Origin of the sequence: Nocardia higoensis NBRC 100133, from assembly GCF_000308595.1 — a bacterium.
Lineage (GTDB): Bacteria > Actinomycetota > Actinomycetes > Mycobacteriales > Mycobacteriaceae > Nocardia > Nocardia higoensis.
In genome coordinates this window covers 20009-31810 of sequence record NZ_BAGA01000176.1, presented here as the reverse complement: position 1 = coordinate 31810, position 11802 = coordinate 20009, and the positions used below count along the sequence as shown (strand labels likewise).

The 11802-nt window shown below is 68.8% G+C and carries 13 protein-coding genes; 6 read left to right on the top strand and 7 right to left on the bottom strand.

What is annotated here, in order from left to right:
• Positions 1-469: 469 nt before the first annotated feature.
• Positions 470-1039, bottom strand: coding sequence for a TetR/AcrR family transcriptional regulator (locus tag ON26_RS28505; protein WP_174375462.1), 570 nt, complete (start codon positions 1037-1039; stop codon positions 470-472).
• Between the two features lie 155 nt (positions 1040-1194).
• On the opposite strand from ON26_RS28505, the gene ON26_RS28500 reads away from it, so the two are divergent.
• From ON26_RS28500 to ON26_RS28475, 6 genes are all read left to right on the top strand, one after another.
• Positions 1195-1596, top strand: a complete 402-nt coding sequence (locus ON26_RS28500; protein ID WP_040800956.1) for an SCP2 sterol-binding domain-containing protein — start codon at positions 1195-1197, stop codon at positions 1594-1596.
• Between the two features lie 32 nt (positions 1597-1628).
• On the top strand, positions 1629-2888 hold the full coding sequence (locus ON26_RS28495; RefSeq protein ID WP_040800955.1) for a cytochrome P450: 1260 nt from the start codon (positions 1629-1631) through the stop codon (positions 2886-2888).
• Between the two features lie 49 nt (positions 2889-2937).
• On the top strand, positions 2938-3729 hold the full coding sequence (locus ON26_RS28490; RefSeq protein ID WP_040800953.1) for a coniferyl-alcohol dehydrogenase: 792 nt from the start codon (positions 2938-2940) through the stop codon (positions 3727-3729).
• A gap of 85 nt (positions 3730-3814) precedes the next feature.
• Complete coding sequence (locus ON26_RS28485) at positions 3815-4555, top strand: class I SAM-dependent methyltransferase (protein WP_040800952.1); 741 nt, start codon at positions 3815-3817, stop codon at positions 4553-4555.
• Between the two features lie 54 nt (positions 4556-4609).
• Positions 4610-5197 carry a TetR/AcrR family transcriptional regulator gene (locus ON26_RS28480; RefSeq protein ID WP_040800951.1) on the top strand — a complete coding sequence of 196 codons (588 nt, stop codon included), beginning with the start codon at positions 4610-4612 and terminating at the stop codon, positions 5195-5197.
• Between the two features lie 103 nt (positions 5198-5300).
• Positions 5301-6143: a thioesterase family protein gene (locus tag ON26_RS28475; protein WP_040800950.1), complete on the top strand. Its 843-nt coding sequence runs from the start codon at positions 5301-5303 to the stop codon at positions 6141-6143.
• Positions 6144-6229: 86 nt separating this feature from the next.
• Here the strand turns inward: ON26_RS28475 and ON26_RS28470 are convergent, their stop codons facing one another.
• From ON26_RS28470 to ON26_RS28445, 6 genes are read right to left on the bottom strand one after another with little or no spacing between them, the layout of a single operon-like run.
• The gene (locus ON26_RS28470; RefSeq protein ID WP_040800949.1) at positions 6230-7432 is read right to left on the bottom strand and encodes a cytochrome P450; all 1203 of its coding nucleotides are present in this window, start codon (positions 7430-7432) and stop codon (positions 6230-6232) included.
• A gap of 16 nt (positions 7433-7448) precedes the next feature.
• Positions 7449-8684: a cytochrome P450 gene (locus tag ON26_RS28465; RefSeq protein WP_040800947.1), complete on the bottom strand. Its 1236-nt coding sequence runs from the start codon at positions 8682-8684 to the stop codon at positions 7449-7451.
• 4 nt (positions 8685-8688) lie between these two features.
• The gene (locus tag ON26_RS28460) at positions 8689-8883 is read right to left on the bottom strand and encodes a ferredoxin (RefSeq protein WP_040800946.1); all 195 of its coding nucleotides are present in this window, start codon (positions 8881-8883) and stop codon (positions 8689-8691) included.
• 32 nt (positions 8884-8915) lie between these two features.
• A complete protein-coding gene (locus ON26_RS28455; protein WP_040800945.1) occupies positions 8916-10103 on the bottom strand; it encodes an NAD(P)/FAD-dependent oxidoreductase in 1188 nt (395 codons plus the stop codon).
• Complete coding sequence (locus ON26_RS28450; protein ID WP_040800944.1) at positions 10100-10927, bottom strand: SDR family NAD(P)-dependent oxidoreductase; 828 nt, start codon at positions 10925-10927, stop codon at positions 10100-10102. Before ON26_RS28450 ends, ON26_RS28455 begins: the two co-directional genes overlap by 4 nt.
• Entirely contained in the window at positions 10924-11802 is an 879-nt protein-coding gene (locus ON26_RS28445) for an alpha/beta fold hydrolase (protein ID WP_051027799.1), read from the bottom strand. The genes ON26_RS28450 and ON26_RS28445 overlap by 4 nt, the downstream gene beginning before the upstream one ends.

Genomic DNA, 11802 nt, shown 5'->3' with positions numbered 1-11802 from the left:
ACCCAATCGACAAGATCAAAATCCGGTCTATGGCCGAGCCCTAAGTAATGATCAGGCGCTCCTCGTCCTACCTCGTTTCCCGCGCCCCGCCGAGCCTTTCAGCTCTGCGTCTCGGCTCCGGGTCGGTGTCCGTGTCGCTCTGACCTGGAATAAGTTACGCAGGGCTTTGCGCGATGTCAAATCCCCAGTTCACAACGCATATCGAGCGAATATCCACGGACAGCCGAGACGGCGCCGACGGAGAGTCGCCGCGCCGACCCGGGCAGTTTCACGAAACGGGTCGAGAGCCTTTCCGACGGATGCCGAGTTCGCTGTCGACATAGTTCAGCGGAGCTCCCCGCCGACCGTGCGCTGAGAAGATCGGATCGCCGGGCCTTCCATGCCTGGAACATCGCGCAGAGTAGCCGCGGCCGGCGCCGGGTATCCCGGACTCCACGCTCCGCACACGCGGAGGAGCAGACAGCCGGCCCTACTCCCCCGACTCCGCGGGCGGGGTCCGCTCGGGAGTCAACCCCGAAAGCACTTCGTCGAAGGCCCGGCGCAGGTACGACACGTCCCGGATCGGCTGCATCTGCTGATATCCGTTGAGGATGAACAGACCGAGGCAGGTGATGTGGTCCGCCTCGGTCTCGTCGCCGAGGATGCCGAGCACCGACTCGAAGGCCACCTGGTAGCGCTGCGCGTCGACGGCCTCCTGCACTCGCCGGACCTCGGGGTCGCTGTGCGACCACGACCTGATCGCCGCTTCGGCCCGGTGCGGTAGCTCGCAGGCGAAGTCGGTGAGCGCACGGAGCATCCGCTGCGGATCGGAGAGATCCCGGGCCGCGGCGGCCAGGTTCACGGTCCGCTCGTCGAGCCAGTACTGCAGCAGTTCGCTCTTGAATCCCGCCCAACTGCCGAAGTAGTTGTAGAACGAGCCGGTTGTGACCCTCAGGCGCCGGCACAGCGTCGACTGCTTCAGACCGCCGTGGTCGGCCTCGGCGAGGATCTCGATCGCCGCCGAGAAGTAGTCCTCGCGGCCCACCACCTTGTTCACCACAGCAGCCCCCTGTTCCTGGGTCGTCGCCCCGATCCTACGGAGCCCCGGCGAGCGGGAATCGCACCCTCTTGTTCATAAGATAACTTATGATACATTTCATTTGTGACCCACCGCACACTGCGGTGAAACCTCACTTCCCGAGAAGGGACGTCCCCATGGCCTTCAGCAACTCCTCCGAAGTCCGCCGCTACATCGGAGGCATCTTCGAGTCGGCCTTCGCCGACGACGAACTCCGGGCGAAGCTGTCCGAGACCGGCATCGTCCTGCGCTCCACCTTCACCGATCCCGACGTGGACCTCGTGGTCGACATGGGCGCGGGCACGGTGCTGCCCGAAGGAGCCGAGGCCGCTCCCAACGCCGTCATGACCATGGCAGCGGAGGTGGGCAATGCCTACTGGCAGGGCAAGGTCAACCTGCCGATGGCCATGGCCAAGGGAAAGATCAAGGTCGACGGCAATGTCGCGACGCTGCTCAAGCTGGCGCCACTGAGCAAGCAACTCTTCCCCGTCTACATCGAGACGCTGAAAGCCGACGGCCGCGACGACCTTCTCGCCTGACCACACGCCGCGCCACATTCCAGGGAGAAGCCATGACCGCGTACCCCGACTTCGATCCCGTCGACATCTCCAGCCTCGCCTTCTGGGCTCTCACCCCGGAGCAACGCGATCAACGCCTGGCCGAGCTGCGCCGCCGCAGTCCGGTGAGCTGGCAACGTCCGGTCGACAGCATGCTCGCCGAGCCGACCATCCCCGGTTTCTGGGCTGTGACCAGCAACGAGCTGGTCCGCTATGTCAGCACCCATCCGGAACTGTTCTGTTCTTCGGAGGGCACGCAGCTCGAGGAAGTTCCCGAGGACTTCCGCTCCGCCGCCGAGTCCTTCCTGGCCATGGACGGGCCGGAGCACCTGCGCATGCGCAAGTTGATGAGCGCGGCCTTCACCCCACGGCAGGTGAAGTTGCTCGGCGAGCAGATCCGGCGGCGCGCGATCGAGATCGTCGACCGACTGCTCGAGCTCGGCGAAGGCGACTTCGTCGAGCATGTCTCCAAGCAGATGCCGATGAACACCTTCTACGACATCGCCGGACTGCCCCAGGAGTACCGCGACGACGCCGCGCATCATGCCGACAGCCTCGCCGCCTACAACGACCCCGAGGTCGCCGCGGGTCGCGAACCCGGACAGGTTCTGAGCGATTCGCTGCTCGGTCTGCTGTCGACCGGCCTGGAGTTCGCGGAGCTGACCCGTGCGTGCCCCCGTGACGACGTCTGGTCGAATCTCGTGCAGGCCGAGATCGACGGTCAGGTGCTCAGCGACGAGGATCTGGCCTCGATGTTCGTGCTGATGTCGTTCGCGGGCAACGACACCACCCGCACCACCATCAGTCTGGGCACCAAGGCATTCCTGGACCACCCCGATCAGCTCGCCTACCTCCTCGAGGACTTCGACAGCCGCATCGACGCCGCGATCGACGAGGTCCTGCGCTGGGTCACGCCGATCATGACGTTCCGACGCACCGCCACCGAGGACACCGAACTCGGCGGCAGGCAGATCCGCCGCGGCGACTGGATCGTCATGTACTACGCCTCGGCCAACCGTGACGAGAACGCCTTCCCTGCTCCCTGGACGTTCGACATCACGCGAAAGCCCAACGGGCACGTGGCGTTCGGGGGCGGCGGACCGCATTTCTGCCTCGGCAGCTTCCTCGCCAAGATGATGCTCCGCCACATGTTCGACCAGCTCTTCCATCGCGTGCCCGACCTCACCCTCGGCAAGCCCGAACTCCTGGTCGGCAATTTCGCCGGCGCGGTCAAGCGTCTGCCCGCCTCGACCGGCTGCCCGGTCGCGCACTGACACCCTGGCGTCTCGCCTACCGATCACCCACACGAGCGGGAGTTGTTCCATGTTCGATTTCACCGGCAAGCGTGTCCTGGTAACCGGCGCGGCCTCGGGAATCGGCGATGCCACGGCGCGGCAGCTTCTCGCCGCGGGCGCCCAGGTCGTCAGCCTCGACCGCAATCCGCCGACTGCCGATGTCGCCGCGCACTACGCCGTCGATCTGGCCGACGTCGGCAGCATCGACTCGGTCGTGACGAGGCTCGAAGGCACCTTCGACGCGCTTCTCAACGTCGCCGGAGTGCCGGGCACCGCACCCGCCGACACGGTCATGGCCGTCAACGTCTTCGGCATGCGGCACCTGACCGAGGCGCTGCTGGAACGGCTCACGCCCGGCGGATCGGTCGTGGTGGTCTCCTCCACAGCGGGCTTCGGCTGGCCGCAACGCCTGGAGACCATCAAAGAGCTCCTCGCCACGGACACGTTCGACGATGCGGTGAGCTGGTACGCGCGGAACCCGCAGGACGGCAACGCCTACAACTTCTCCAAGGAGTGCGCGACCGTCTACACCATGACGATGGGCGTCGCTCTCCACGAGATGGGCTTGCGGATCAACGCCGTTCTGCCCGGCCCGGTCCGGACCCCGATCCTCGAGGACTTCCGGAAGTCGATGGGCGAGGACAATATCGACGGCGCCGAGATCCTGCTCGGCCGTCATGCCGAGCCCGACGAGATCGCCTCGGCCATCCTGTTCCTCGCTTCGCCGGAAGCCCGGTGGATCAACGGCCACCCCCTGATCGTCGACGGCGGGCTGAGCGGCACCTACCTCACCGGACTCGTCCCGCTGCCCCAGATCTGAAAGCGGTTCCGGTACCGACCGAGACGACAGAGCTCCCAAGCGCGACACGGCAGTTCGGCGGCCTCGGGCGTGGAAGGATGGCGGTATGTCGACCGCCGAGTATGGGGACAAGGCCCGCCAGGCACGTTCGTTCGGGGCCGCGGCGGAGGAGTACGAACGCGGGCGGCCCTCTTATCCGCCGGAGGCCGTCGCGTGGCTGGTGCCCGAGGACGCTCGGACCGTGGTCGATGTCGGCGCGGGAACCGGCAAGCTGACTCGCACCCTGCTCTCCCCGGGCCGGGCGGTCATCGCGGTCGAGCCGTCGGCGGGGATGCGTGAGCAGTTCGCCCGGGTGCTGCCCGACGTGGAGATGGTGATGGGGACGGCGGAGTCGATACCGCTGCCCGACGCGACAGCCGACGTCGTAGCCTGCGCGCAGGCCTGGCACTGGGTGACTCCCGAGTTGGCGATTCCCGAGGCGGCACGGGTGCTGCGTCCGGGCGGCCTGCTCAGTCTCGTGTGGAACACCCGCGATGTGTCCGAGCCCTGGGTCGCCGAGCTGGACCGCATACTCAGAGAGCGAGAGACAGCGGGGGCCGGTGGGCAGCGCGTTCCCCGCTTGCACGAGCCGTTCGGCGCCCTCGAACACCGCGATTTCCGCTGGACTCAACCGACTTCACCCGAAGAGATCCTCGCCATGGTCGCCTCACGCAGCTACGTCATCACGATGGCACCGATCGCGAGGCAGGAACTGCTCGACAGTGTGTGGGCACTGGTCGAAGCCGAGCGCCCGACGGGGATGCCTTATGTCACCGAGTGCTACCGGGCCGCAGTGGAAGCGCCCTGACACTGACCGGCGCTAAGCTATAACGATCGTTATGGACCGGGAAGGCGGGCGATCGTGGCGGAGTCGACGCAGGCACGGGAGCGGATGGTGGCCGGCGCGGCCGACATGTTGCGTCGGCGCGGGCTCAATGCCACCAGCGTGCGGGAGCTGGCGAAGCATTCCGGGGCGCCGCTCGGGTCCACCTACCACTACTTCCCCGGCGGCAAGACACAGCTCGCGGCCGAGGCGGTGCGGTTCGCCGACGATCTGACGGTGCGCACGCTGGGCAAGCAACTCGAAGCGGGGCCGGTCGCCGGATTGCGGGGTTTCGTGGATCTGTGGCGGCAGGTCGTTCTCGACAGCGACTTCCGGGCCGGGTGTCCGGTGCTGGCGGTGTCGGTCGAGGACCAGCCCGACAGTGGTGACGAGCCGCGGCGGGCGGCAGCCGAGGCGTTCACGCGTTGGACGGACATGCTGGCCGCGTCGATGCGCGAGCACGGCGCGACAGCGGAAGCGGCGGCGCGGACCGCGACCCTGGTGGTGGCCGCCATCGAGGGCACCGTCGCACTGTGCCGGGCACAGCGCAGCATCGACCCGCTCGACCGCACCGTCGAGGCGCTCGAGGCGGCTGTGCGCAGCGTCGTCGAGCAGGACCAGGGGTGAGGACACGGGGTCCCGGACAGCGTCTATAACGACTGTCATAGAGTGGGTGCGGCCACCGCACCTGCCGACCGACCCGGGTGCGATCACAGAGAGAACTTCCCCGATGACCGACGCCTGCTACCTCCCGATCGACAGTCCCGAATCCGCCGCCGAGGGCTCGGAGTGCTTCGCACCCACCGAGCATGTGCTCGGCCCGTGGGGCCCGATCCAGCACGGCGGGCCGATCTCCGGACTCCTCACCAGGGCTATGGACCGGTGCGCGCCGCGCGCGGACGCGCGCCTGACCAAGATCTCGGTCGACCTGCTCGGCCCGGTCCCCATGGCCGAGGTGCGGGTCGGCGCGCGGGTGACCCGCCCCGGCAAGCGCATCGAGATGCTGTCCGCCGTCCTCGAGGCGCGCCAGGCCGACGGCTCCTGGCGCGCCGCCGCGACCGCCTCGGCTTGGCGGCTGGCCAACCAGCCCACCGACGATGTGGTCCGCCGCGCCGACGCGCCGCTCGAGCTGCCCGAACAGGCCCCCGACCTGAGTACCGTGGATGTGTCCTCGGCCTGGTCGATGCAGGGCTTCGTCAACGCGATGCAGTGGCGGATCGGCGCTCCCGGCGGACAGCCCGGCGAGCCGACGGTCGCGTGGGTGAACCTGACACTGCCGCTGGTGGCGGGCGAGCAGATCAGCGGCATCGAACGCCTGATGACTGTCGCCGACGCCGCCAACGGGGTCGGCGCGCGCCTCGATCCTGCCGAATTCGCCTTCCTCAATACGGAATTGACCGTGCACCTGTTCGAGGAACCCCGAGCGCAGTGGGTGGGCATCGCCGCGGAGGCTTCGGTCGGCAGCGACGGCGTCGGCATGAACGCGGCCGTGCTGCACGCACCGCACGGTCCCATCGGCCGTCTCGCCCAGAACCTGCTGGTCGAGCGGCGGGCGAAGGCTGCCGCCGTCTGAGTTGCCGCGGTTCAGCCGGCGATCACAGTTCCACCCTCCGCAACAGCCGCGACGGTGGTCGACCGGGCATGGTCGTGAGGTCCGGGTCACGCGGTGGACGCGGGCAGGCTCTCCCACCCCCGCACGGTGGATGTCGGTGACAATCGCGCGTTCGACAGGTCGACCTCCCACTCCGGGAAGCGTTTCAGGATCTCCTCCAGAGCGATCCGCCCCTCCAGTCGGGCCAGCGCCGAGCCGAGGCAGAAGTGCGTGCCGACGCTGAACGACAGGTGCTGGCGGCCGCCGCGGTGGATGTCGAAGACGTCGCCGTCGGGTGGGTAGACGCGGTGGTCGCGGTTGGCCGCGCCGATGAGCATCATCATGACGCTGCCTTCGGGGACGGTCCGGCCGTGTATCCGCACATCGCGCGTGACGTACCGGGCGACGTGCGGCGCCGGGGGTTCGAAGCGCAGGAGTTCTTCGATGGCTTTGGGGATGAGTTGCGGGTTCTCGGCCAGTTCCCGCCGCTGGTCGGGGTGTTCGGCGAGAACTTTGCCCGCCCAGCCGATGAGGCGGGTGGTGGTCTCGTTGCCCGCGCCCGACACCACGTTGATGTAGGTGAGAAGTTCCTCGCGGGTGAGTTTGCGCTCCACGCCGTGCTGGTCTTCGAACTCGACATTCAGCAACTCGGTCATGATGTCGTCGGAGGGGTTCTCGACGCGCCATTCGAGGTAGCGTTCGAAGATTTCGCCGGTGGGCAGGCCTTCGGAGGCGGCCTTCATCGGCTTGCCTTCTTCGGTGCGCATCTGGTCGTTGGCGAAATCGCGGATGGCTTCCTGGTCCTCTTCGGGAATGCCAAGGAGCATGCCGATGGTCTTCATCGGCATCTGGGCGCCGATGTCGGCGATGAAATCGATTCTGCCGGTGCCGATCAGCGGATCCAGGCCGGCGACGCAGAATTCGCGGATCTTCGCTTCCAGCGCGGCGATCTTGCGCGGGGTGAACATGCGCGAGAGGAGTTTGCGGTGGATGTCGTGGACCGGGGGATCCTCGAAGATCAGGACGCCGGGCGGAATGGGGATGTTCGCTTTGATCAGTTCGACGATGGCGCCGCGGGCGGAGCTGTAGGTCTCGTGGTCGACGAGGGCGGCGTTGACGTCCTCGAAGCGGGACAGAGCGTAGAAGTCGTGCTTCTCGCTGTAGAACAGCGGGGACTCCTCGCGCAGGCGCTTGAACATCGGGTACGGGTCGGCGTTCAGTTCGACGTCGTAAGGGTCGTAGTAGACGTCGCTGGCGGCGCTGGTTGTCATGGATGTGTCCCTCCTTCTACCAAGCGACCGGCAGCGCGTACACGCCGTAGGCGAGGCGGTCGTGTTTGAATTCGACTTCGTCGAACGGAATGGCCAGGCGCAGTGTGGGAATGCGGCGCACGAGCGTTTCGAAGACGATCTGCAATTCGGCGCGGGCGAGTTGCTGGCCGACGCACTGGTGCGGCCCGAAGCCGAAGCCGAGATGGTGGGCGGCGGGTCGGGTGATGTCGAGCTCGTCGGGCCCGCGCCACTCGCGCTCGTCCCAGTTCGCGGCGGAGAGGTCGAAGATGAGGCCCTCGCCGGCGCGGACGGTGATGTCGCCGACCCGGATGTCGGCGGTGGCGATGCGGCGCTGGCCGTTCTGGATGATGCCGAGGTAGCGCAGCAGTTCCTCGACGGCGCCTGCGACGAGTTTCGGGTCGTCGCTGTCGCGCAGCAGCGCCCACTGCCCGGGGTTCCGCAGCAGGGCGAGGGTGCCGAGGCCGATCATGTTGGCGCTGGTCTCGTGGCCCGCGATCAGGACGCCGGTGCCGAGCTGGGCGGCTTCACGCATGTCGATCTCGCCGGAACGCACCCGCTCGGCAAGGTCGGTGGCCAGGTCTTCGGCGGGCTCGTCGAGCTTGCGCTTCAGCAGGTCGATCAGGTACCTGGCGAGCGTCGAGCGGCCCGCGGCGGCTTGTTCTCTGGTGGCGAAGCGGTCGACGTTGAGGGTGGCGTGCTTCTGGAAGAACTCGTGGTCCTCGTAGGGGACGCCGAGCATGTCGCTGATCATCAGCGTCGGGATGGGCAGGGCCAGGGCGGCGACCAGGTCGGCGGGCCGGGGGCCTTCGAGCATGCGGTCGATGTGTTCGTCGGTGATGGCCTGGATGCCGGGGCGCAGGGCGGCGACGCGTTTGAAGGTGAACGGCTTGGTGAGCATGCGGCGGTAGCGGCTGTGTTCCTCGCCGTCGGTGGTGAACACCGATTTCGGGCGGGCGTCCTTGATGGCGCGCATGCCCTCGTTCCAATCCGGGAAGCCGGGTAGGTGGTCGTTCACGCTGACCCGCGCGTCCGACATGAGGGTCTTGTACTCGTGATAGCCGGTCACGAGCCACGGCGTGCTGCCGTCCCAGATCCGCACCCGGTTCAGGGGGGCCGAGCGGTTCAGTGCCTTGGCCTGCTCGGGCGGAGCGAACGGGCACGCCGACGGGCGGGGCATCGGGTATTCGGGCGCCTGGGCGGCCGTGCTGGTGTCGGTCAGCGTTTCGGACACTGGTTCACTCCTCGATCTGGATGGCCATGGCCGGGCACATCGCGGCGGCGGTTCGCACCTCGTCGGCCAGGTCGGCGGGCGGATTCTCGTCGAGCAGGACGACGATGCCGTCCTCGTCTCGCTGGTCGAACACGTCGGCGGCGTGCATGACGCAGTGACCGGCCGCGACGCACTTGACCTGGTCGACAGTCACTTTCATCGGGAGCCTCTCTGTTGGGAAAGCGAAGGGGATCACGGCAGCGAGCCGGCGGCGGCCTCGACCAGTCGCTGACGGTGCAGCCTGGCCTGTTTCGGCATGTTCCAGCCGAGGACGGCGGTCACCGCGCCCGCGCTCTCGTAGCGGACGACGAAGCGGTTGTCCGCCGGGTCGCCTTCGACGACGGTGGCCTCGGCTTCGGGGGTGACCGTGCCGAAGACCTGGATCTTGACGCCGAGCTGATCGGTCCAGAAGTACGGGATCGGGCGGTAGGCGGGGGTGCCGCCGAGGATGGCCGCGGCGACCACGGAGGCCTGCTCGGTCGCGTTGGTGCGGTTCTCGAGGCGCACGGTCCGGCCGGTATCGGGGTGCTGCCAGCGGGCGACATCGCCCACCGCGTAGATGTTCTCGGCGGCGCGGCAGGCCGGGTCGCAGACGACGCCGTTGTCGACGGTCAGACCGCTGCCGTCGAGCCAGCCGGTGGACGGGGCAGCGCCGATGGCGACCACGACCAGGTCGGCGGGGACCACCGCGCCGGTGTCGAGGACGACGCCGGTCACCCGGTCGTCGCATTCGGTGAAGCCGCGCACGCCGGTGCCGAGTTGCAGGCGGACGCCGTGGCGTGTGTGGAGTTCGGCGAGGCGGTCGGCCACGTGATCGCCGAGTTGGGTGACCATCGGCGCGCGCAGCGGGCCGACCATGGTGACGGCCCGCCCCAGTCGAGCTGTGGTGGCTGCGATCTCGGCGCCGAGAACCCCTTCCCCCACGACCGCTACGGTCTCGCAGCGATCGGAGGCGGCCCGCAGAGCCAGGGCGTCGTCGAGGGTCCGCAGCACGTGGACGCCGGGTGGGGCGGCGACCCCGGGCAGGCTGCGCGGGGACGCGCCCGTGGCGATCACGATGTGGTCCGCCTGCCAGACGCCGGCGGTCGTGCGGACGGTCCGTGTCGCCACGTCCAGCGCGAGTGCCGCCGTGCCGAGGACCACCTGCGCATCGAGTTCGGCGAGCATGCGGGGCGGGCGCAGCATGGTCTGCTCGGCGCGCCAGGCACCGGTGAGGATCTGCTTCGACAGCGGCGGGCGGTCGTAGGGCAGGTGGGCTTCCGCGCCGAGCAGGATGATCTTCTCGCGACAGCCCGCCCGGCGCAGCGCCTCGACCGTGGCCAGGCCGGCAGCGCCCGCACCGATCACGAGCACGCCGGTGCGCTTCGTCCTTGCGCTCATCCCAGCACCCCTTCCTTCGACTTCGCCCGCACGGGAAGGGGTTTGCCCGCCACGGTGCCGCCGTCGACGGGCAGCACGGTTCCGGTGACGTAGCGGGAGCGCTCGCTCGCGAAGTAGACGGCCGTGTCGGCGACGTCCTCGGGACGCCCTTCGACCGGCAGCGGGCGATCGGCCGCCATGTTCGCGCGCATGGCTTTGATGAACCGCTCCCCCAGCCCGTCGGGCATCCTGCGGGCCGAGGACTCGAGCAGCGGGGTGGGGATGTTGCCGGGGGCGATGGCGTTGACGCGGATGCCGTACTGGGCCAGTTCGATGGCCGCGGACTTGGTGAAGTGCGCGACCGCGGCCTTGGAGGCGCGGTAGGTCTGCACGCCGCCGCCTGCCTGGATGCCGCCGACGGACGTGAGGTTGATGATGGAGCCGCCGCCGTGTCCGGCCATGTGACCGGCGGCGTAGCGGGTCCCCGCCATGACGCCGAGCAGGTTCACGCCGAGCACGCGCTGGAAGTCGGCGAGGTCGTCGTGCAGGAAGCTGCGGTGCATGGTGCCGGAGATGCCGGCGTTGTTGCACATCACGTCGAGGTCGCCGAAGGTGGCGACGGCGTGGTCGACCAGTGCCGCGACCTGCGCCGGGTCGGCCACGTCCACGTGCCGGAACACCGCCGCGGCGCTGTATCCGGCGATCGACGCCGCGCCGGTCTCGGTGTCGGTGTCGGCCACCACCACGTTCGCGCCCTCGGCCACGAAGGCCGCGACGATCGCCGCGCCGATGCCCGAAGCGCCGCCGGTGACGACCGCGACCCGGCCTGCCAATTCCCCTGTCATCTCTTGTCCTCTCGACCGGCCGGCGCCCCGACCGGAAGTGGTTCACGCACCGCCGCCGAGTGCCGGTCCAGGAAGTCCAGCAGCAGTCCGTTGACCACGGCCGGTTGTTCGATCTGCGGGCAGTGCCCGGCCGACGCCACGACGGCCGATTCGCCGCCGCAGATCCGCGCCGCCAGCTCCGCCGCCCAGCCGGGCGGCAGCAACTTGTCCGCGCCGCCCTCGACGACCAGCACCGGGACGGTGATGCGCTCGTAGGCACGCTCGCTCGACGGCGGTGACGGCGCCTCGGCGCCCGGGCGGCGGAATCTGGCCGCTGCCAGGGACTCCCACGCGCCGGGGACGATGCTGGACTCGTAGCGACGGCGCACGTAGTCCTCGTCGGCCGGGTAGCTCTCCGAGTGGAACAGCGCTTCGACGATGCGGCGCATGGCGGGCAGCGTCGCGTCGTAGTCGTAGAGGGCGCGCATGTGCTCGTTCTGCTGGATCTCGCCACCGCCGCAGAGCGCGACGAATCCGCGCGAACGCAGCCGGGGCCGCTCGGCGGTCGCGTCGACGAACAGGTTGACCGCGCCCATCGAATTGCCCACGAAATAGGCAGATTCCAGGCCGAGGACGTCCAGCAGCCGGGCGATGTGGCGGATCCGCAGCCCGCGGCCGTCGGTGAAGTCGACGACCTTGGCGGAGTCGCCGTAGCCGAGCATGTCGGGGGCGATCACGCGGTAGCGGTGGGCGAGTGCCTCGATGGTGTGCTCCCAGCCCAGCTCGGCACTCGCGCCGAACTCCCCGCCGTGCAGCAGCACGACCGGCTCGCCCGCGCCCGCTTCGAGGAAGCTGGTGCGGGCGCCGTCCACTGTCACCGTGCGCCGGGCTGTCAT